This window comes from Azotobacter salinestris (genome assembly GCF_009363155.1).
Classification (GTDB): domain Bacteria; phylum Pseudomonadota; class Gammaproteobacteria; order Pseudomonadales; family Pseudomonadaceae; genus Azotobacter; species Azotobacter salinestris.
This window is the reverse complement of the sequence record NZ_CP045302.1, coordinates 3,044,124-3,062,953: the sequence shown is the minus strand read 5'-3', so window position 1 is coordinate 3,062,953 and position 18,830 is coordinate 3,044,124. Positions and strand designations below refer to the sequence as shown.

General features: G+C 66.8%; 22 protein-coding genes and 1 pseudogene. 15 read left to right on the top strand and 8 right to left on the bottom strand.

Translation table 11 applies throughout. The features are described from left to right. The first annotated feature begins 49 nt into the window (after positions 1-49). The gene (locus GCU53_RS14140) at positions 50-505 is read left to right on the top strand and encodes a c-type cytochrome (protein WP_152389904.1); all 456 of its coding nucleotides are present in this window, start codon (positions 50-52) and stop codon (positions 503-505) included. A gap of 37 nt (positions 506-542) precedes the next feature. Here GCU53_RS14140 and GCU53_RS14135 read toward each other — a convergent pair whose 3' ends face one another. Further along, positions 543-1,241, bottom strand: coding sequence for a cytochrome b/b6 domain-containing protein (locus tag GCU53_RS14135; RefSeq protein WP_152388181.1), 699 nt, complete (start codon positions 1,239-1,241; stop codon positions 543-545). Positions 1,242-1,349: 108 nt separating this feature from the next. Here GCU53_RS14135 and GCU53_RS14130 point away from each other — a divergent pair, with 108 nt between their 5' ends. Continuing rightward, a complete protein-coding gene (locus tag GCU53_RS14130) occupies positions 1,350-1,811 on the top strand; it encodes an OsmC family protein (RefSeq protein ID WP_152388180.1) in 462 nt (153 codons plus the stop codon). 12 nt (positions 1,812-1,823) lie between these two features. Here the strand turns inward: GCU53_RS14130 and GCU53_RS14125 are convergent, their stop codons facing one another. The 3 genes from GCU53_RS14125 to GCU53_RS14115 form a co-directional block, all read right to left on the bottom strand. Continuing rightward, the gene (locus GCU53_RS14125; protein WP_152388179.1) at positions 1,824-3,134 is read right to left on the bottom strand and encodes an NTP/NDP exchange transporter; all 1,311 of its coding nucleotides are present in this window, start codon (positions 3,132-3,134) and stop codon (positions 1,824-1,826) included. 14 nt (positions 3,135-3,148) lie between these two features. Then, the gene (locus GCU53_RS14120; RefSeq protein WP_152388178.1) at positions 3,149-4,066 is read right to left on the bottom strand and encodes an aldo/keto reductase; all 918 of its coding nucleotides are present in this window, start codon (positions 4,064-4,066) and stop codon (positions 3,149-3,151) included. Between the two features lie 530 nt (positions 4,067-4,596). Continuing rightward, positions 4,597-5,664: an RNA-guided endonuclease InsQ/TnpB family protein gene (locus GCU53_RS14115; RefSeq protein ID WP_152388177.1), complete on the bottom strand. Its 1,068-nt coding sequence runs from the start codon at positions 5,662-5,664 to the stop codon at positions 4,597-4,599. A gap of 117 nt (positions 5,665-5,781) precedes the next feature. Between GCU53_RS14115 and GCU53_RS26785 the strand changes: the two are divergent. Beyond that, a pseudogene (locus tag GCU53_RS26785) lies at positions 5,782-6,141 on the top strand (LysR substrate-binding domain-containing protein); the annotation flags it as partial. Between the two features lie 383 nt (positions 6,142-6,524). Here the strand turns inward: GCU53_RS26785 and GCU53_RS14105 are convergent. From GCU53_RS14105 to GCU53_RS25745, 3 genes are read right to left on the bottom strand one after another with little or no spacing between them, the layout of a single operon-like run. Continuing rightward, entirely contained in the window at positions 6,525-7,409 is an 885-nt protein-coding gene (locus GCU53_RS14105; protein WP_152388176.1) for a DUF3037 domain-containing protein, read from the bottom strand. Beyond that, the gene (locus tag GCU53_RS14100) at positions 7,406-8,284 is read right to left on the bottom strand and encodes a hypothetical protein (RefSeq protein ID WP_152388175.1); all 879 of its coding nucleotides are present in this window, start codon (positions 8,282-8,284) and stop codon (positions 7,406-7,408) included. The genes GCU53_RS14105 and GCU53_RS14100 overlap by 4 nt, the downstream gene beginning before the upstream one ends. After that, the gene (locus GCU53_RS25745) at positions 8,265-8,768 is read right to left on the bottom strand and encodes a helix-turn-helix domain-containing protein (protein ID WP_208845263.1); all 504 of its coding nucleotides are present in this window, start codon (positions 8,766-8,768) and stop codon (positions 8,265-8,267) included. The genes GCU53_RS14100 and GCU53_RS25745 overlap by 20 nt, the downstream gene beginning before the upstream one ends. A gap of 326 nt (positions 8,769-9,094) precedes the next feature. Between GCU53_RS25745 and GCU53_RS14090 the strand changes: the two genes are divergently transcribed. From GCU53_RS14090 to GCU53_RS14040, 11 genes are all read left to right on the top strand, one after another. Beyond that, the gene (locus GCU53_RS14090) at positions 9,095-9,661 is read left to right on the top strand and encodes a hypothetical protein (RefSeq protein WP_167520071.1); all 567 of its coding nucleotides are present in this window, start codon (positions 9,095-9,097) and stop codon (positions 9,659-9,661) included. Positions 9,662-9,968: 307 nt separating this feature from the next. Continuing rightward, entirely contained in the window at positions 9,969-10,256 is a 288-nt protein-coding gene (locus tag GCU53_RS14085; RefSeq protein ID WP_152388173.1) for a hypothetical protein, read from the top strand. 48 nt (positions 10,257-10,304) lie between these two features. Further along, positions 10,305-10,979 carry a polysaccharide lyase family 7 protein gene (locus tag GCU53_RS14080; RefSeq protein WP_152388172.1) on the top strand — a complete coding sequence of 225 codons (675 nt, stop codon included), beginning with the start codon at positions 10,305-10,307 and terminating at the stop codon, positions 10,977-10,979. A 355-nt stretch (positions 10,980-11,334) separates the two neighbouring features. Continuing rightward, on the top strand, positions 11,335-12,018 hold the full coding sequence (locus GCU53_RS14075) for a polysaccharide lyase family 7 protein (RefSeq protein WP_152388171.1): 684 nt from the start codon (positions 11,335-11,337) through the stop codon (positions 12,016-12,018). Positions 12,019-12,228: 210 nt separating this feature from the next. After that, positions 12,229-12,711, top strand: a complete 483-nt coding sequence (locus GCU53_RS14070; protein WP_152388170.1) for a hypothetical protein — start codon at positions 12,229-12,231, stop codon at positions 12,709-12,711. After that, positions 12,708-13,151, top strand: a complete 444-nt coding sequence (locus GCU53_RS14065) for a holin family protein (RefSeq protein WP_152388169.1) — start codon at positions 12,708-12,710, stop codon at positions 13,149-13,151. Before GCU53_RS14070 ends, GCU53_RS14065 begins: the two co-directional genes overlap by 4 nt. A gap of 153 nt (positions 13,152-13,304) precedes the next feature. Then, positions 13,305-13,694, top strand: a complete 390-nt coding sequence (locus GCU53_RS14060) for a hypothetical protein (RefSeq protein WP_152388168.1) — start codon at positions 13,305-13,307, stop codon at positions 13,692-13,694. Then, complete coding sequence (locus GCU53_RS14055; RefSeq protein ID WP_152388167.1) at positions 13,691-14,104, top strand: hypothetical protein; 414 nt, start codon at positions 13,691-13,693, stop codon at positions 14,102-14,104. The genes GCU53_RS14060 and GCU53_RS14055 overlap by 4 nt, the downstream gene beginning before the upstream one ends. A 439-nt stretch (positions 14,105-14,543) precedes the next feature. Continuing rightward, positions 14,544-14,723, top strand: a complete 180-nt coding sequence (locus GCU53_RS14050; RefSeq protein WP_152388166.1) for a hypothetical protein — start codon at positions 14,544-14,546, stop codon at positions 14,721-14,723. A gap of 216 nt (positions 14,724-14,939) precedes the next feature. Then, positions 14,940-15,122: a hypothetical protein gene (locus GCU53_RS14045; RefSeq protein ID WP_152388165.1), complete on the top strand. Its 183-nt coding sequence runs from the start codon at positions 14,940-14,942 to the stop codon at positions 15,120-15,122. Between the two features lie 338 nt (positions 15,123-15,460). Further along, a complete protein-coding gene (locus GCU53_RS14040) occupies positions 15,461-16,495 on the top strand; it encodes an alpha/beta fold hydrolase (protein ID WP_152388164.1) in 1,035 nt (344 codons plus the stop codon). 18 nt (positions 16,496-16,513) lie between these two features. On the opposite strand, the gene GCU53_RS14035 is transcribed toward GCU53_RS14040, so the two are convergent. After that, positions 16,514-17,989 carry an FAD-dependent oxidoreductase gene (locus tag GCU53_RS14035; protein ID WP_152388163.1) on the bottom strand — a complete coding sequence of 492 codons (1,476 nt, stop codon included), beginning with the start codon at positions 17,987-17,989 and terminating at the stop codon, positions 16,514-16,516. A 415-nt stretch (positions 17,990-18,404) separates the two neighbouring features. Between GCU53_RS14035 and GCU53_RS14030 the strand changes: the two genes are divergently transcribed. Continuing rightward, positions 18,405-18,821 carry a CopG family transcriptional regulator gene (locus GCU53_RS14030; protein ID WP_152388162.1) on the top strand — a complete coding sequence of 139 codons (417 nt, stop codon included), beginning with the start codon at positions 18,405-18,407 and terminating at the stop codon, positions 18,819-18,821. The last annotated feature ends 9 nt before the right edge of the window (positions 18,822-18,830 follow it).

Here is an 18,830-nt window from a genome sequence, read left to right as displayed (position 1 = left end):
CTACCGGAAAACATCCCGGAACCAACAAGGAGATATCGTGAGGAAACTGATGATCGGCGGCCTCGGTGCCGCCCTGCTGCTGGCCGCCCTGGGTGTCCAGGCCCAGCTCAAGCCGGAGGACCAGATCAAGTACCGCCAGGCCGGCTACAACTTCATGGCCTGGAACATGGGCAGGATCAAGGCTCAGGTCGTGGACGGCAGCGTGCCCTACAACAAGGATCAGGTAGCCGCCGCCGCTAGCGCCATCGCCGCCATCGCCAATTCCGGCATGGGTTCCCTGTTCGCCCCCGGCACCGCCACGGACAAGATGGGCGACAAGACCAGGCTCAAGCCGGAGTTCTTCCAAAACCTCGACCAAGCCAACAAGCTGGCCCGCGACTTCACCGGCGCCGTCAACAAGCTGGCCAGCGAGACGGCCAGCGGCGACCAGGCGCGCATCAAGACCGCCTTCGGCGCGGTCGGCAAGACCTGCAAGGCCTGCCACGACCAGTTCCGCACGGACTGATCCGACCACCGGCCGGCGCCTGCCGGCCGGCCCCCACCTACCAGTCGAGCGTCGCCGGCACCTCCGGGGCGGGCGGCGGTGCCAGCCAGACGACCGCCGACTGCACGCCCCAGACCAATAGCAAGGCGCCGGCCAGCGCCACGGCCAGCGCCCAGGGCGCCCCGCCGCTGGCCTCGCGCTGCTCCGGATGGATCCGCGGGCTGCGCCCGCCGATCATCGCCCGCACCAGCGGCTGCCGACGCACCAGAGCGTAGAAGAGGATCGCCAGCAGATGCAGGCCGATCAGCCCCAGCAGCAGCCACCAGGCCTGCCGGTGCAGACCGGTCAGCCAGGCGCTGGTGTCGGCCTCCACCAACCGGTACAGCGGCCCCTGGAAGGCGATGTCGTCACTGGCCATCAGCCCGCTCAGGGTCTGGAAAGCCAGCAGGCCGAGCAGCGCCAGCACCGACAGGGCGCCCAGCGGATTGTGTCCGACCTCCCGCCAGCGCCCGCCCAGGTAGTCGCCCAGGCGCAGGGGCGCGGCGAGAATCCGCGACCAGCGCGCGTAGGTCGAGCCGAGCAGGCCCCAGAGCAGGCGGAACGCCAGCAGGCCGAGGATCAGCAGGCCCAGCCGGCCGTGCCAGACCATCAGATTGCCGCCCAGCCAGCCGCTGAGCATGGCGCCGCCGACGGCCAGCGCCAGCGACCAGTGAAACAGACGCAGCGGTGCGTCCCAGACCTTGATAGTGTCGGACATGTCCTGGATTCTCTTCCCTCGCGAACCGGCGCCCGGCCGATAGCCGGGGCCACGCCGCAGGGTAGCAGCGATCCGGCGGCCGGCAATCCCCCCAGCAAGGAGCTTCCCATGAGCGACACCGAACGCGTCACCCTGACCCTGCAGCAGCTGGAAGACTACCGCTGCAGCCTCGACTTCGGCGACGGCCAGCCGCCGCTGATCGTCGACGAACCGCCACCGCTGGGCAGCGGCCAGGGTCCGAGCCCGGTGCAGCTGCTGCTCTCCGCCGTAGCCAACTGCCTGACCGCCAGCCTGCTGTTCGCCCTGCGCAAGTTCAAGCAGGACGCCGAGCCCCTGCAATGCCAGGCCAGCGCCGAAATCGGCCGCAACGCGCAGAACCGCCTGCGCGTGCTGGGCATCGGCATCGAACTGCAGCTCGGCCGCCGCGCCGCGGAGCTGGAGCACCTGCCGCGCATCCTCGGGCAGTTCGAGGAGTTCTGCACGGTCGGCCGCAGCGTGGCCCAGGGCATCCCGGTCCGCCTGTGGGTCCGCGATGCCGAAGGCACACTGCTCAAGCAGCCGGAGGACTGAGGCGGACCGGGCTCAGGGCGTCTCGCCCGCTGTAGCGGACGCCTCGCGGTCGGCCCGCCCGCCCAGCCGCCAGCCGAGCAGTCCCCAGAGCGCGGCGCAGAATGCACCGACCAGCGCCGCCAGCCAGGCGCCCTGGCCGAGCAGGTCGAGCCCGCTCTTGACCCAGCCGCTGACGGCGTCGCCGCCGCGGTAGACCACGGTGTCGATGAAGTTCTTCGCCTTGTACTTGCTCTCGGCATCCAGCGGGGCGAACAGCATCTCCCGCCCCGGCCGCACGAAGGCGTACTCGCCGATGCGCCGGATGACCATCAGCGGCGCCAGCACGGCGAAGGTCGGCAGCAGCGCCAGGACAACGAAGCCCAGGCACATCAGCACCGGCACGCAGGCCAGCAGCACCCGCACGCCCAGGCGCTCGGCGATGCGCCCGGTGACGAACAGCTGCGACAGCAGCGCGCCGGCCTGCACCACGAAATCGAGCAGGCCGAACACGCGGATCTGCTCGCTGCGCTCGGGAAACAGCTCGGCGACCAGGCGCGCCTGCTCGAAATAGAGAAAGGTGCTGACCGTCGCCAGCAGGATCACGAAGGCGCCGACGCCCAGCAGGTAGGGCGAGCCGAGCACCCGGGTCAGGCCGCTGAACGGATTGCCCGGCACCGGCCGGCGCGGACTCTCCGACGGCTGCGCGCCGGGCCGGCCGGCGCCGCCGACGGCGCGCCAGTGCATCAGGTACTGCTTGAGCGCCAGTGCCGCCAGCAGCAGGCCGGCGGACAGCGCCAGCAGACCGGGCTGGCCGAGCGCCTCCACCAGCAGGGTGCTCAGCGCCGGCCCGGTGAGGCCGCCGACGCTGGCGCCGGCGGCGATGAAGGCGAACAGCCGCTTGGCCTGATGGCCGTCGAACACGTCGGCCATCAGGCTCCAGGCCACCGAGACGACGAACAGGTTGTACACCGACAGCCAGACATAGAAGGTCCGCGCCAGCCAGACGTTCTCCTCCGCGCCAACGAACAGCGCGGCGAACAGCAGCAGGTTGAGGCTGAAGAAGCCGTACACCCAGTCGATGAAGTGCGCCCGCGGCACCCTCGAATTCAGCCAGGCGAACAGCGGCACGGCGGCCAGCATGACCACGAAGGTGGCGCTGAACAGCCACTGCAGGTTCTCCACCCCGCCCATCACGCCCATCGATTCGCGGATCGGCCGCAGCATGAAATAGCCGGCGAACAGGCAGAAGAACAGCGCAAAGCCGGACAGCGCCGCGGCCAGCTCGCCGGGACCGGCGTTGATCAGAGCGGCGAGGCGCCGCAGTGGCGACAGGGTCGCTGACATACGCCGGCCCCGGCTCAGGAGAACAGCTCGACGATCTGCGCGCGCTGCCCGGCATCCGGCAGGCGGCCCTGGCCGGCGAGCAGGTTGTCGGCCATGTAGCGCGGCTTGTCGGTGGCCGGAATCACCGCGGTGACCGCCGGCTCGGCGAGGATGTACTTGAGCAGCAGCTGCGCCCAGGAGCTCGCGCCCAGCTCCTGCGCCAGCGGCGGCAGCGGCCGGCCCTTGACCCGGGCGAACAGCTCGCCGCGCATGAACGGCCGGTTGATCAGGGTGGCGATGCCGTGATCGGCGCAGAACGGCAGCAGGCGCTTCTCGGCGTTGCGCTCGCCGACCGAGTAGTTGAACTGCACGAAGTCGACCTTCTCCCGGCGCAGCACCGTCAGCAGGTCGTCGTGGGCCGAGTCCCGATAGTGGGTCACGCCGATGTAGCGCAGCCGCCCCTGCGCCTTCAGCTCGCGCAGCAGGGCCAGCTGGGTGGCGGTGTCCTGCAGGTTGTGCACCTGCATCAGATCGATGCGGTCGGTCTGCAGCGCCTTGAAGCTGGCCTCGATCTGCCGGCGGCCGGCCTCGCGCCCACTGGAAGACACCTTGCTGGCGAGGAACAGCCGGTCGCGCACGCCGAGGCGCCGAGCCAGCTCGCCGGTGACCCGCTCGGCGCGGCCGTAGCTCGGCGCGGTGTCGACCAGGCTGCCGCCGCCCTCGACCAGGGTGCGCAGCACCTCCAGCAGGGGCGCCAGGGACTCCTCGTCGAGCGCGACATCGTGGGTCCGCGAGGTCCCCAGGCCGATTGCCGGCAGCTCCTCGCCGCTAGAGGGAATGCGCCGGGCGAGCAGCGGCTCGGCAGCCAGAGCGCGCGAGCGCAGCAGCGGGCCCGTGGCCGCCAGGGCGGCGAGCAGGGCGGCACGTTGCAGGAACTGGCGACGGGTATGCATGGATCTTCCTCCTTGATGAGCCCGTGGTGCGGGCATGGCCTGCATTCGCCTCCGCACGGATGGCGACAGACCTCCTGAATTGGACGCGCATTATGGGCAGAACGATCGCACCCATTATTTCCATAATGGAGAGGAGCCCTGGCGATAGAAATAGAGAATCCCATGCTGAGCGACCTTTCCGATCTGCGCCTGTTCGAGCGCATCCTCGCTACCGGCAGCCTCTCGGCGGCAGCCCGGGAGGCCGGCCTGTCCCTGGCCTCGCCCGCCTGGAAGAGCGCACCGGCGTATGCCTGCTGCAACGCACCACGCGCCGCCTGGCGCCGACCGACGAGGGCCGGCGGTTCCACGAGCATTGCCGGCGCATCCTCGCCGAAATCGACGCGGCCGAGGCCTGGCTGCAGCAGCGCGGCCAGCGGGTCGAGGGGCTGCTGCGCATCAGCGCGCCCTTCGGCTTCGGCCGCCGCCATCTGGTGCCGCTGATCGCAACATTCCTTGACATCCTCCCCTCCCTCTCGCTAACGCTCGCCGCCCTAGGCGGAAAGGAAGGGGATTCCCACTACTGGACGGCCATGCCCGGCCGCGAGAATGTTCCTGGCCGCGTTCACGTCGCGGTCGTGCGTGACACCGCACACACTGCAGGTCCAGTCCCTCATTCCAAGTCCTGCGATACCTTTCGGCCGCGAATCGGGCAGAGCGCCGCAATTCGAACAGGCTTGGGTGGTGTAGCGCTCGTCGACCACCCTGAAGACGATGCCTGCGTGAGCGCACTTGTATTCCAGCAGCGTCTTCAACTGGCCCCAGCCGGCATCGAGCACCGACTTGGCCATTGGGGTCTTCGCGAATTTTGCGGACGACACATCGCCCACATGGATTTCGCCGTACCGGTTCACCAGTTGCCGGCTGAATTGGTGCAGGGCATCCTTGCGGCAGTTGGCGATCCTGGCGTGGATCGCCCGGGTACGGGCCTTCTTCCCGGCCCTCTGGGCGATGGCCAGCTTCGGCTCCAGGTCACGGTAGAAGCGGCCGTTCTCCAGTTTCGTGCCGTCGCTGCAGGTGGCCACGTCCTTGAGCCCCAGGTCGATGCCGACCGCCCCCTGCCCGAGCGACGGCTGCACCTCGACCTCGACGACGACATTGAAATACCAGCGGCCGCGTGCATCCTCGCTGAAGCTGCCCGAGCGGAACTTGTACTGGCCCAGGCCGTAGCTGTCCCAGACCTTGAAGCAGTGGCCATTGTGACAGACCTGCCCGCTTTTCCATTGAACGGCGCCCGACTTGAAGGGAATCCAGCCCAGCGAGCGACGGACACCCCCTGACTTGCGCCAGTTGAGGCGAGCCTTCCTGAACTGCTTGCGGCGCGTGGCGTACTCCCGCGACACCTCTTGCAGCGTCTGGGAATGGAGCCCCAGCTCTTTGCCGGAGCCCTGGGTGTAGCGGTCCATGTCGTAGGCGGACAGAAACAGACCGCGCTCCCGAATGGCTCGGCAGCTGAGTGCGTTCAGATAGTTCCAGACGCAGTTCACGCTGCGGGCCATCTGCCGGAGCAGCGGCGCGTGCTTGTCTCGAATACGAACCTTCAGGGTCTTGGCCTGCCTCATACTGTTTATATATACAAGACATGCCTGGAGGGCAAGCCACGGAGGGAGCGCTGCGCGCTGCGCGCTATTCATCCCCGCACTAGAAGCAGGGGGCTTTCCGCGCATTCCCGGTAACCGATACCCGGACCTGCGGGTGCGCCTGGAGCTCGACGACAACCTGGTGGATCTGGTGCAGGAAGGCGTGGACCTGGCCATCCGTTACAACCAGCCGCAATCGGTCGCGAACTGGCGCCCAATCACCGGCTGCTCTGCGCCGCCCCCGACTACCTCGACTGGCACGGCCGCCCGCAGCATCCGGAAGACCTGCAGCAGCACGCCTGCATCCTGATCGGCCGGCACGAACAGGCGGAATGGCCGTTCCCCCACAGCGGCCTGCGCCTGAACATCCAGGGCACTCTGCTGTGCAACGATGGGGAAACCGCTCATGCCATGGCGCTGCAAGGCGCCGGCATCGTGCTGAAATCGCTCTGGGACGTCGCCGCCGACCTCAAGGCCGGCCGCCTGCAGCAGGTATTGCCGCCCCCTCCGCCCCTGCCCCGCTGCACGCCGTCTATCCCCACACCCGTCACCTGGCGCCGCAGGTGCGGCGCTTCCTCGACTTCATCGCCGAACGTCTGGAGCGCACCTGGCGGGAGGAAATTGCCGAGGGGGCGATGCGGGCATGAACGAAGCTTCGCCGCTCTGCGTGGTGAAACGGCGAGGAAACAACTTCGATTGAAACTTCCACCCGATATGTATGCGCCGCGAAGTTATCCGAGCCGGGTGGATTGGTCTCTTATCGACGGGGGATCCGGCCACTTTTTGCGGAAGAAGAAAACCCGCAAGAGCAATAAAAAGACTCGTTGCGCAGGCAACCATGCTCAGGTACAGCAATTGCCCCACCAGGCGCTGGTCAGCTCGGCAAGTTCCAGAGTGGAGCTGGCTTCGATGATCTCGATGCCCGTTGCGCGGATACGCTCCAGTTGTTCGCGGGTGGTATCCAGCAGTCTTCCGTATTCCTTGGTCGTCAATCCACTTTCCCTGTCGGGCACCAGAATCGATATTACCGCCTGATCGCGCTGCGTATTGCTGCGCATGAGATTCAGATCCGCCGAAGCCTGGAGCAGACTGTTCTTGACTACCAAAGGGTTCTTGTACCAACCAGAAACGATACTGCCCGAAGCCGTATCGCTCATCAGCGGTATATCCATTTCAAAGCGGTGACCGCTGCCGAGCCTCAGCTCATAACGCGCCGGCCGAATGATTCGCGAAGCCTGAGCCTGCATCCGCTTTTGCATGAAGTTGAAGATGCTGTTGCGCAGCTTCAGGGTGGATTGATAACGGAATGCAACTTCCCGGGTACCGCGCCTCGGTCTGCCCAGGGTCACGACATCGGCGAAGAACTCGTCCAGCACCTCCCTGGCGCTGAATCCCGAGGCGTACAGGGGCACGCCGAGGCGAATGGTGCTGCCCAGCTCGTCCGGCAGTTCCGGACCATGGAGGAGAATGGCGACCTCGATCTCGTGGAGCGTGCGAAACAGCTCGTCGACATCGATGCGGCCGTCGAAGAGACATTTCAAGCGGTCGAAGTTGTCGAGCATGCGTACTTCGACCTGCTCGTCATGGACGAACAACACGCCGACATTGAAAAACTCGCCGGCATCTTCATCCAGACACAGGCTGATAGTGCGCCATCGACCCGTGACCAACTGCGGCTTCGGTTGTTGCTCGATCAAGCGCGTGCGAAGTCGTGCGGTGGAGCTCATGGAATGAAGTCTGCAGCCTCGGTGTATTGTTCCTGCTCGAGGCGCTCCGCCAGGAGCCGGAGGATAACCTCGATTTCCGTGTGCTCGAAGAACTCCGACAATACTATCCGGGCAGCTTCCGCTCCAGTCTCCCTGAAGCTGACAGCAAAAATATTATAGGCCAATGCACGGGCGCTTTTGTTGGGCAGCGCTTCACTCCAATCGGGAATGAAATCGTCTATCAACTTTTGCAGTCTGTTTTCCCAGGGCCAGGGCGCCATTCCAATCCGGCCGGGTTCCCAGTTGGGATAATGAAACAATCTGCCGTGGTCGATGAGAAAAAGCGATTTGCAAGGAGATTCGAGCAGATTACCGATGTTCCTGTCGCTGTTCAGCAGCCACTGGTCCAGCACTATTATGCTGGAGGACTCCGGGTTATCGGCCAACTGCCGGGCCAGGCGGCGACCGCGAAGTTTCTGCAGCCAGGGATGCCGCACGTCGTCCAGATGCAGCTGACGCAGGCTGGGATATTTCATGTCCTTGCTGAACCAGCAGAAATAGTCGCTCTGCGCCCTGCCGCCGCAGGCTTCGCGCAGGGCCGGATGCAGCTCCTTCGGGATCTGCCGGGGCTCCAGCAGGATGATGCCCGCGACGTCAGGCACTTTCAGGCCGACCGATCTGGCAAGCACATAGCCCAGGGCCTCGCTCACAATCTCCTGATTCGCGACCTCCCTGCCGCTCACCGGGCACCGGATGCGGTCAGGCAGGGGTTTGACGTAGCAGTGCAGGGAAGCACCGTCGACTCTGATCTTGGCTCGAAAAATGGGGCTGGCCCCACGATTCCTGGGCGGGCCGAGCTGGCCGGCGAAAGCGTCGCTACCGAGCAGTGGGATCATTTCTCCTGAGCTTGTTCCTCAAGCGCTGATGACTCTCCGAATTGTCCGGGGAGACCGCCCGCCCGGACGCGCTTTCGAGGCGCGTGGCGATCTGATCCAGCAGCGCCAGATCGTCCTCGCTCAGCCGGCCCTCGGCCGCGGCGCTAGCGATCCGCTCCAGAAACAGCCGCGAGCGGGGCGAGGCGATGGCGTCTAGGGAAAGGCTCGGCACGTGCTCGGCAAGGAGGGTGCCGCCGCCTTCGGCCGGGGCCCGGTGGGGAGGTTCCCCGTCGCCCGCCAGCAGCCAGTCGATCGTGGTATCGAAGGTCTCGGCAATGGCGATCAGGTTCTCGTTCCTGATGCTTCCGGTATTCCCCGAAAACCATTGCCGCACGGCTTCGTAGCTGATGCCGCAGGCATCGGCGATCGCCCGTCTTATCCCGCGCGCGCCGACCCTTGGCCTTCTCGCCAGAATCAACCGCGTCATTCGATCCGTGATGTTCATGGCGGCAATATACAAGGGGACTTGCAAAGCATGCTTGCCCATATAAAACAAGCATGCTTGAATTTTTTTCTAGACCAAGCGAAGGGAGCCCGCCATGAGGCAGCAGCGAGCCATGGACAGTCACCCCAGCCAGGGGCCCCGGCAGGCCCCTGCCGGCGTCGCCCTCGCCCCGCACGCCGGCATTACCGCGAACAGGGGACAACCCGCTGGCAATCGCGGATCGCCGTAGCCCCCACGGCGCCCTGCCTGCACCCCGCGTTCGGCCGCCTTCAGAAAACAAGCCTTTTTTCGCCTGAAACCCTGGAAATCATCCTATCCGAGGGGGAATGCCCGTGATCTACCGAGACGCACTGAGCGCTGTCATCCGCTGTCTGGCGGAGGACTGTATCGATACGGCGAGCAAGCAGGCCTGGCAGCGGCTGAGCCGGGATGCCAGTCCGGGCCCGCGCCCGGGGCCCCGCTCGACGGCGCAGGAAAGGCTCGCCCTGGACTGCCTGGTGCATGCCCGTCTGCACCGCGAACTGCCACCACGCCTCTGGCATGTGCTGGTGGCCAGATACAGCACGCACAATGCGCGCAAGGTGGAGGCCATCGGCCGGCTCGTGCCGCAGCTCAGGTCACCGGCGCCACAGCTGTTCCGCTACAAGGCCGTGACCACCTGGGCGATCCCCCAGCAGAAGGGACGCAGCGGCAGGCGCTCGACCGACATGCTCGTGCTGCCCGCGGAGTTCTACGACATGAACACCTGGGATCCGGAGGGCAGGCCGGAGCAGACCCGCCGACGCTGGCGCGCCGGCATCCGCAAGGAACTGGAGGCCATGGTGGACGCGGCGCTGGTCCAGGTGCAGGCGATCCTGCAGGACGAAGGCCTGCTGATCGACGAGGCGACTTGACGGTCGTGAGCGCCTGAGCAATTCTTTTTTCATCGTCCAACAGTAACGCCCTTGCGAAAGTCCCCCGAGCCCGGCCCGAAGCGATTCGGCCGGGCTTTTCGTTTTCCGGCCCGGGGAAAGCCCCGGATACGCCAGCCCGACAGCCGCACCGATACGGACATCCCCTGGCGCTTCCCGGCCCGGTCCGTTGCGCATTGCGCCTTGAGGTCTGCGTCGGCATGCCCGGCGGCGATCGACACACCGAAACTCCAGCAGCCCGCCCAGTGCGGGCTTTTTCATGCCCGCACCCCGCCACCGGAGGCATCGCATGGCCGCTCCAGACCATAAGCGCCGGGCCACAGGTTCCGACTATGGCAGCTTCGGCTGCCTCGGACGTCCGGAGCAGCGCCTGCACGACCGTGCCCTCGACGGGAAGCCACCGCGATTCGCACAGGCCGACTCCCGCCCGCCCATTCGGGCCGGCCCGTTCGGACACTGCCCGCCGGGCAGCCATTCGCCCGGTGCCCGGCGCGGCCTCGGCGCCCCCATCCGGCGCCAGCCTTCCAACTTCGCCATCCCGCCGAAGACCCGCTGCGCGGCGCGTCCCGTCGCCTAGCGGGCCATGGCGTTGCTTTGCCGCAGCACCCACCAAGAGGAACAGTAAATGATCGATCTCAGCTACTGGAATCTCACCACCCCGGAAGTCACCGCCGCCGGAGGGGCCATTACCTACTGGCCCGAATTCCCGACCTGCGACTATTTCTCCATCCTCGAAAGCGGCGACCTTGCCCTCTGGGCGCCGACCAAAGGCGCCACGACTACAAACTCCGAACGCACCCGCACGGAGTTCCGCGAGATCGTCCCCGGCACCACGACCCTGAAGAACTGGCAACTCGGCGAATACGTGTCCCAGTACCTGCGCGTGGCCATGACCATGCGCCAGGTCACCCCGAACGGCAAGGTGGTCATCGGGCAGATCCATGTGAAGGACATCAGCCGGCCGATGCTGAAGATCCTCTGGGACAACGGCTCCATCCGCGCCAAGGTGCGCCAGCACTGCAACCAGACGAGCGATCCGGATTTCGTCCTGCTGGAAGGCATTCCCCTCGACGAGCGCATCAGCTTTTCCGTCGGGGTGAGCCAGGGCGGGGTGGTTTCGATCAATCTCGCCCACGGCGCGCGCCGAGGCGAGTGCCGCTTCAACATGCTGCCGTCCTACGTGGGACGCCTGCTCTACTTCAAGGCCGGGCTCTACAACCAGGAAGACGCCACCGACCTGACTCCGCCGGACGCCGGGTCGCGGGCGATCATCCACAAGCTCGAAACGGAACGCACCTGACTGCCGGGTCTCCGGCAACCGCACCACGACGGGGCCGTATCGGCTAACGCCGCCTTTCAAGCGCATGCCGCTGCCGGAAATCCGCTCCGCCCCGGGCCCGCCTCGTGCGGGCCTTTTCATTTCCCCCTCCCGAACGTGGCGGCGTCGGCCATGCCACGGCCGCCCCCGCCACGCTCGACCACCCGCATACCCGGAATCCCGGGCCGGCAACCCGGCCCGCCGCACGCGCCCCGACGGGGCGCGGCACAAGGGGCACCGCCAGTTCCAGTACGCCCCGTACTGGCTGGAGCTGCGCGGCAGACGACTCCGAGCCCATCGGAGCGCTGCCGGTTGATCAACAGAGGAGAAACGAGCAATGGCTACCATCGATCTGACCCGCGTGAATCTGACCACCCCCGAGGCCATCACGGACGGCTCGGCCAAGACCTACTGGCCCGGCGAATTCCCCGAGAACGAGTTCTTCAAGACGCTGCCGAGCGGCGAGCTGGAGCTGTGGGCACCGACCAAAGGGGCGAGCACCGAGAGCACCGACAGGACCCGCACCGAATTCCGGGAAATCGTTCCCGGCACCCGCACGCTGCGCAATTTCACCCTGGCCTCCAAACCGAACCACTACCTGCGCTCGGCGCTGACCATGAAGTCCCTGCCGAGTACCGGCAAGACCGTCATCGGCCAGATCCACGTGGTCAACAACGACCGGCCGCCGCTGAAGCTGTTCTTCGACAACGGCAAGATCCGGGTCGGCTTTCGCAAGACCTACAATCAGGTGGACCCGGTGAACTACGTGATCCTGCAGAGCGTCCCGCTGAATTCCAGCTTCTCGTACAGCATCTTCGCCTCCTCGACCCGCGCGGTGAAGGTGAGCGTGCAGCATGGGGACCGTGCCGGCTCGATCGATCTCAGCTTCGACAGCACCTGGGACAGCAAGAACCTCTACTTCAAGGCCGGGGTGTACAACCAGGAGGATCCGGTCGCTACCACGCTGCTGACCGAGGGCAGCCGGGCCATCTGGCACAGCATGGAGCTGCTGCATTACTGAGCGTCGCAGATAGATGAAGAGCCCGCCCCGCGCGGGCTTTCCATTGGCGCACGCCGGCCGCTTGCGGCCGGCGATCCCGGCTACTCCCCCTGGTCGTCCGGCCGGCTCGCCAGCACGCCGGATAACCAGGCCGCACAGCCCTCCCCAAGGTATCCCCTCATTCGACACGCTCGAAGCCTTGCCTTGGCGCGAGCGCTTCCGGAGGCTCCCATGCACCTATCCGAAGTCCGTCAACAGGCCATCGCCCCGGCCCTGGCCCTGCTGCCCGCCCGCATGACCAGCCCGGCGGCCGAAGTCATGCTCCTGGCCATCGGCCTGCAGGAGTCCGCGTTCCGCTACCGTCACCAGATCGGCGGCCCCGCCCATGGCTACTGGATGTTCGAGCCGGCCGGCGTGCGCGGCGTCCTGCGCCATGCCGCGAGCCACGCCCACGCCCTGCAGGTCTGCAATGCCCGTGGCGTTCAACCGGCAGGGGCGGCTGTGCATGCCGCCCTCGAGGGCGACGACACCCTCGCCGCCGCGTTCGCCCGCCTGCTGCTGTGGACCGACCCGGCGCCGCTGCCGGCCGTCGACGCGGTCGGCGCCGCCTGGGACCTGTATCTGAGGACCTGGCGCCCGGGAAAACCCCACAAAAGCAGTTGGGGCCCGCTTTACGCACGGGCGCTGGAAGCCGTACGCGAGGTGAGCCCATGAGCCTGCTCTCCACCGCCGGCGCCCTGCTGCCGACCGTCAGCCATCTGCTCGACCGGGTGATTCCCGATCCCGAGGCCAAGGCCAGGGCGCAGCTCGAGCTGCTCAGGCTCCAGCAGGACGACGCTTTCAAGGAGCTGGACACGGCCCTGCAGACGAACCTTGCGCAGGCGAAGATCAACGAGGTCGAAGCCGCCAGCCAGTCCGGATTCCAGGCCGGCTGGCGACCGCTGGCGGGCTACGTGTGCGTGGCGGGCCTCGCCTACGAGTTCCTGATCAGGCCGCTGCTGCCCTGGCTGCTGACCGTGGCCGGCGTCACCAATGCGCCGCCGCTGCCCTCGCTCGACGATGTGCTGTTCGAGCTGATCTTCGGGATGCTCGGGCTCGGCACCCTGCGCACGGTCGAGCGCTGGAAGCGGGTCAGCGCGATCGCCCCCCGGTGACCGGCACGCCGGCGACCGACTGCCTTCACCCCCGCAGTGGCGCCAGCGCCGCCCTCTGCCGACGCCGGCCCCATCAGCGCGGAAGCGGCGCGTCCACAACGGACGATGCCGTCCTTTCCGCACCCTCCCGCCACTTCTCCGGCCCTGTCGCCCATGAATCAATTTCTCGAAATCGCCAAACAGTACAAGGAAATCATCCTGCTGATCGCCAGCCTGACCGGGGGCCTCTTTTTCGTCCGCGACTATTTCGCCACGAAACAGGAAGTCGAGGTGCTGAAGTGTCAGGCGGAAAACGGCATCGCCCTCGTGGAGAGCCGGATCAATGTGGAACTCACCACAAAGAAGATCATCGCCCTGCAGAAGGAAATCGAAGACCTGAAAGAACGCGTGAAAAACAGGACGGGACAGACCAGAGCGGACAGCACGTCCCTTTCCCTCGAGATCAACCGGCTCAAAAGCGAGCTGGGCAATGAATACGAAACACAACGGCGCGCCGCCGAAAACCTGAAACCGGGCGTATGCGAGAGGGCCGTAAAGAAATGAACAAGCAGCCATTCCTGCCGGTCTTGGCCGCATTGCTGGCAGGCCCGGTCCTTGCGGCGAGCGCCGTCGAACTCGACCTGGGTTATTTCGACCTTGCCTCCTGCAGGGAAGTCGGCTGGAAAAGCGACGGGCCGTTCGGCCCCACCTCGCCGACCTTCCACTACGGGACCCAGAAGATCGTTGTCCAGGCGATAGTCGAAGGTCCCAACATAAACCTGGAGTCGCACCTGTCCACGGTTCGGGAATGCTCGAAACTCGTCAGCACGAGAATCGGCATGTCCTTGCTGGCATGGCCGGCCAGAAGCAACGAACTGTTCCGAACCTCCCTGCTGAGATGCCTCGACGAGCGGAACTACCCGGACGAGATCTTCGCCGTGGCGCTCAAGACGAAAAGCCTCTGCACGTGGTGATGGCGCTTTCGGCGACGCCCCTCTACGCCGCCCTGCCCCGCTTCGCTGCACACCTCCCCCCACATCGACAGCCTGCGCTGCGGCATCCAGCCGGCGGGCCGGTCCCTGTACGGCAGCGAGAAATGCGGCCGGGTCGGCACCTGTGTACCGGCCTCTCTGCCACCCGGCACGGGCGCAGCGGCGAAGCGCCCGTACCGTGCCGCCAACTGTACAAACATACAGATAACAGCAGGCTGATCCGAAAGGATTTTTCGTATCGGCCCGCTGCGCTGGCGCCGCTTCGTCCATTCGTCCAATGCGCGTTTACAAGCGATAGGTTAGGGCCCTAACGTTAGCCATCGAAGAGTCGATTCCATATTGAAGACAGGGACAATCAACCAGGGATGCCACCGCCTTGAGTCGACGCGCGAAGCGCGTCCAGTATGCGAGGGTAGAAGTTATGCAACTGCCGAGCATGACCCGGAGCACCGTCCGGGAGTTTGACGGCAAAAGCTATGTCGTCCTGCGGAGCATCAGCGGCGAGCTGCTCCAGGTGTACTCGGTGCTGCCGGCACACGGCCACCGCCGCGCCCAGTTGAAGAAGCTGCACCACTTCCCGAAGGAGGTGGTCGAGCGATGAACACCTTCCCCTCGCCTCCCGTCCCATCCCCCGCCCGCAAGGCCCGACCGGGGCCCGACCGCCGGCATTAGCGCCGCGCAGCCGTCCGCTCCCGTTCATCCGCGTCTCTGCCGCCCGCCTCTCGCACGACGGAGCGGACAGAAGACACAACCACAGCCCAGCAGCAGGCCTGCCCCAGAGCGCTGGCCAGACTCGTCAACGAGGAGAAGAAACGTCATGAGCAACATAGTCGACATGGAACGCGCGCGCAGGAAACGGCGTATCAGGGACTGCATCGCGTACATGGATCGGCTGTGCATAGAGCTGCTGGAAAACCCGGCGACCAACCCCGGCGTGCGGCAGCTGGCGCAGGACATGTTCCGCAAGCGCTTCGGCTTCGATTATTTCGAGTGCGTATAGGCGCCCGCTCCCCGGCCTTCTCCCGCAGACGGGAAAGGGCATGCCGCGGCGGAGTCGTCCACGTCTCCGCCTGAGCGCTGGCGCAAAGAGGGATCGTGAACGGCCGCCCCGCGCCGGTTCGCGATCTCGCCGCCCCCGCGACAGCCCGCCCCTCCCGCCCCCGCAATGCCCCAGCCAGACAAGGCACCTCGCGGCGATCTGCCCTGGCGGACTTCGCCTGTCCTCCTGCCTGAAGAAAAGCGGCCAGAATGAAATCTAGTGTCCACAAGGGACTGGAACATTCGGCCACCCGGCTCGGTGCATCAGGGGTCGCGGGCCGATACCCGGGAGAGACTGCAATGAATGAAGCCCCGTTCGACTCCACCACGGCCCTGGCGCTGTTCCTCGTGGCAGCTCTGCTGGCCCTGGCCCTCTACAACTTCTACCGGACCCGCCAGGCCGAGCGCGAACACCCGCCGAGCGGGCAGTTCATCACGGTGGACGGGGTGCGCCTGCACTACCTCGACCGCGGCCAGGGCTCGCCGGTCGTGCTGCTGCACGGCAATGCGGTGACCGCCGAGGACTACGTGCTGAGCGGGGTGTTCGAGCGGGCCGCCAAGGTGCACCGGGTCCTGGCCTTCGACCGTCCCGGCTACGGCTACAGCGACCGGCCGTTCGGCAGCCTGTGGACCCCAGCCCGGCAGGCCGAGCTGCTGCACCGGGCGCTTGTGCAGCTCGGCGTCGAGCGCCCGGTGATCGTCGGGCATTCCTGGGGGACGCTCGTTGCGCTGAAGATGGCCCTGAACCATCCGGACGCCGTGGCCGGCCTGGTGCTGCTCGGCGGCTACTACGCGGCGACCGCCCGCCTCGACGTGCTGGCCGCGGCTCCGCCGGCGATTCCCCTGCTCGGCGACGCCCTGCGCCATACCCTGACACCGCTGCTGAACGGCCCCCTGCTGCCGCTGAACTTCAAGGTGATGTTCGCCCCGCTTCCGGTTCCGGAGCGCTTCCAGCGCGAATTTCCCCACCAGTTCCCCCTCCGGCCGCTGCAGATCCGCGCCGAGTCCCAGGATGCCGTGACCCTGATCCCGGCCGTGATGAAGATGCGCGAGCGCTACTGCGAACTGCGCTTGCCGATCGTGATCATGGCCGGCACCCGGGATCTGGTGGTCAGGCACGACCGGCACGCCGAGTGGCTCCACGAACAGCTGCCGGGCAGCCATCTGCAGCTGATCCCCGATGCCGGGCACATGGTGCACTACGCCGCGCCGGGCCAGGTGGTCGCGGCCATCGAGCGCGTCGTGGCCGAAGCGCTCCCCCGGCAGGCGGAGCCCGCCGGGGACGACCGGCCCGGCGCGGCGTCCTTCCGCGAAGACGCGCAGCGCCGGGCCTGAGATCTTCCGGCAGCCTGGCTAGAGCGGCTTCGGCGCCAGCCGCTCCTTCGCCGGACCGTGGATCACCTCGCCGCCGGCCTCGAAGATCGAGCCGTGGCAGGGGCAGTCCCAGGTGCGGTCGGCATTGTTCCAGGTGAGGGTGCAGCCCTTGTGCGTGCAGGCGGCGGAAAGGCCGTGCAGGGTGCCGCTGTCGTCGCGCCAGACGGCGATCTTCTCCTCGCCGCGACTGATGATGCCGCCCTGGCCGGGGGCGATGGCCTCCAGGCCCTCGACAGCGGACTGGGTGTCGCCGCTCTGGTGGAAATGCTCCGGCACCGGGCGCGCCGGATCGTAGAGCCGGCCCCAGGGCGGAGTGCCGGTGGCGATCTGCCTGGCGATCGCCAGGCCCGCCGCCGTGCCGTTGCTGATGCCCCAGGCGTTGAAGCCGGTCGCCACGTACAGGCCGGGCGCCCTGTCCGGCGCCGGCTGGCCGACGTAGGGCATGCGATCCGGGGTGTCGTAATCCTCGTTGCACCAGCGCCAGGCGACCTCGCCGACCGGCAGGTTACGCCGGGCCCACTGCTCCAGATCGACGAAGCGCCGAGCGATGTCGCCGTCCTGCCCGGTGTTGAAGCGCGGCCCCAGGACGAGCAGCAGCGGACCGGTGGCGTCGCGGCCGGTGCGCAGGGAGTGGGTCGGCACGTCGGCGTCGATGAACATGCCGTCGATCGGCGCCGGGCCGCCGGTCCTGAACGCCATCGCCACGTGGCAGCGCGGCTGGGTGCGGTTGGCGTAGCCGAGCGGTGTGTACACCGTCATGTTGGTGGCGATCACCACCGCCTCGGCATTGACCTCCCCCGCCTCGGTGCCGATGCGCCAGCGCCCGTTCTGCTCGAAGCGCACGGCCCGGCTGTGCTCGTGAATCCGCCCGCCGCGCGCCTGCACGGCGGCCGCCAGGCCGAGCAGATAGCGGGCCGGGTTGAACTGCGCCTGGTCGGGGAACTCCAGCGCCGCCCGGGTGGGAAAGGGCAAGGGCGCGCGGTCGAGCACCCGCGCCTCGAAGCCCAGGCTGCGGGCCGCCTCGGCCTCGGCCTCGATGGCCTCCTTGCGGCCGGCGGTGCAGGCGTAGACATAGGCCGACTTGCGCTCGTAGTCGCAGGCGATGCCCAGGGTCTCGACGCGCGTGCGGATGCGCGCGACCGCCTCGCGGTTGGCCTCGGCGTAGGCCCGCGCCAGATCGAAACCGGCGTGGTCGATCAGCTGCCGGTAGATCAGCGCGTGCTGGGTGGTGACCTTCGCCGTCGAGCGGCCGGTCACCTGGCGGCCGACCCGGCGCGCCTCGAGCACGACGACCGACTTGCCCGCCTCGCACAGCTCCAGCGCCGCGGTCAGGCCGACAATGCCGGCGCCGACGATCACCACGTCGCAGCGGACCGTGCCGCTCAGGGCCGGGTAGTTCGTCTCGGGGGCATTCGCCATCCAGCAGCAATCGGGTGTTCCAGCCAGTTGAGCCATCGGGGCCTCCAGTCTGCGTCTGTCGGCAGGACCGGACGCCTGCCTCCCGCAAGGTAGAGTCGTGCCGGACGGCCGGGGTTCAGCGGAGCTTCCCACGGGTGCGCGAACGGATCGAAGGCGGCACGCCAGTCGAGCCACTCCGAAGGCCCCATCGGCTTCGGCCCTCGCCGGTCCGGCATCACCCGGCATTTTCAGCATCCCGTCGAACTCGACTCGACATTAACTGCTCGGATCTTTATCCACTGTCCACGCGCACCCCTGGTTCGCGCCTGGTTTCCCAGAGGATGTCGCCCTTGCCGAGGCCCTTCCCCCTCATCCGGCGCCCCGTCCGTCGGAAAGAACTCCTCGAATCCAGCCCTGACTTCACTGTGACCCAAGCTGAACTACCATCCATATAGATGGCGAGGGGATGGTGATGAGCATTCACGAATTTCGACCGAAAGCCGGAGAAACCACCGAAAAGATCACGATCAACCTGGGGGTCGTCGACCTGGGACAGATCGACCTGCTGGTTCAGGAAGGCTTCTATTCGAATCGAACCGATTTCATTCGCACGGCGATTCGAAATCAGTTGGCGACTCATGCCGAAGTGATTCGTGAAACGGTCGCCCGCAAGACCTTCGTCCTCGGCCTGCAGCACTACACCCGCCGCGACCTGGAGGCCGTGCAGGCAGCCGGACAACGGCTCCAGATCCAGGTCCTGGGACTTGCCAGCATTGCAACGGATGTGCCTCCCGAACTCGCGCTGGCGACGATCGATTCGATCGTCGTGCTCGGCGCGCTCCATGCCAGCGCCGCGGTGAAGGCCGCGCTGGCAGGCAGAATCAGGTGACCGCAAGAG

Coding starts and splice junctions, on each gene's coding strand:
- GCU53_RS14100 (WP_152388175.1), bottom strand. CDS start 8,284: ATGATCCCACTGCTCGGTAGCGACGCTTTCGCCGGCCAGCTCGGCCCG.
- GCU53_RS14140 (WP_152389904.1), top strand. CDS start 50: ATGATCGGCGGCCTCGGTGCCGCCCTGCTGCTGGCCGCCCTGGGTGTC.
- GCU53_RS14035 (WP_152388163.1), bottom strand. CDS start 17,989: ATGGCTCAACTGGCTGGAACACCCGATTGCTGCTGGATGGCGAATGCC.
- GCU53_RS14080 (WP_152388172.1), top strand. CDS start 10,305: ATGATCGATCTCAGCTACTGGAATCTCACCACCCCGGAAGTCACCGCC.
- GCU53_RS14030 (WP_152388162.1), top strand. CDS start 18,405: ATGAGCATTCACGAATTTCGACCGAAAGCCGGAGAAACCACCGAAAAG.
- GCU53_RS14050 (WP_152388166.1), top strand. CDS start 14,544: ATGCAACTGCCGAGCATGACCCGGAGCACCGTCCGGGAGTTTGACGGC.
- GCU53_RS14075 (WP_152388171.1), top strand. CDS start 11,335: ATGGCTACCATCGATCTGACCCGCGTGAATCTGACCACCCCCGAGGCC.
- GCU53_RS14055 (WP_152388167.1), top strand. CDS start 13,691: ATGAACAAGCAGCCATTCCTGCCGGTCTTGGCCGCATTGCTGGCAGGC.
- GCU53_RS14045 (WP_152388165.1), top strand. CDS start 14,940: ATGAGCAACATAGTCGACATGGAACGCGCGCGCAGGAAACGGCGTATC.
- GCU53_RS14135 (WP_152388181.1), bottom strand. CDS start 1,241: ATGTCCGACACTATCAAGGTCTGGGACGCACCGCTGCGTCTGTTTCAC.
- GCU53_RS14115 (WP_152388177.1), bottom strand. CDS start 5,664: ATGAGGCAGGCCAAGACCCTGAAGGTTCGTATTCGAGACAAGCACGCG.
- GCU53_RS14070 (WP_152388170.1), top strand. CDS start 12,229: ATGCACCTATCCGAAGTCCGTCAACAGGCCATCGCCCCGGCCCTGGCC.
- GCU53_RS14105 (WP_152388176.1), bottom strand. CDS start 7,409: ATGAGCTCCACCGCACGACTTCGCACGCGCTTGATCGAGCAACAACCG.
- GCU53_RS14090 (WP_167520071.1), top strand. CDS start 9,095: ATGCCCGTGATCTACCGAGACGCACTGAGCGCTGTCATCCGCTGTCTG.
- GCU53_RS14085 (WP_152388173.1), top strand. CDS start 9,969: ATGGCCGCTCCAGACCATAAGCGCCGGGCCACAGGTTCCGACTATGGC.
- GCU53_RS14060 (WP_152388168.1), top strand. CDS start 13,305: ATGAATCAATTTCTCGAAATCGCCAAACAGTACAAGGAAATCATCCTG.
- GCU53_RS14125 (WP_152388179.1), bottom strand. CDS start 3,134: ATGTCAGCGACCCTGTCGCCACTGCGGCGCCTCGCCGCTCTGATCAAC.
- GCU53_RS14130 (WP_152388180.1), top strand. CDS start 1,350: ATGAGCGACACCGAACGCGTCACCCTGACCCTGCAGCAGCTGGAAGAC.
- GCU53_RS25745 (WP_208845263.1), bottom strand. CDS start 8,768: ATGAACATCACGGATCGAATGACGCGGTTGATTCTGGCGAGAAGGCCA.
- GCU53_RS14120 (WP_152388178.1), bottom strand. CDS start 4,066: ATGCATACCCGTCGCCAGTTCCTGCAACGTGCCGCCCTGCTCGCCGCC.
- GCU53_RS14065 (WP_152388169.1), top strand. CDS start 12,708: ATGAGCCTGCTCTCCACCGCCGGCGCCCTGCTGCCGACCGTCAGCCAT.
- GCU53_RS14040 (WP_152388164.1), top strand. CDS start 15,461: ATGAATGAAGCCCCGTTCGACTCCACCACGGCCCTGGCGCTGTTCCTC.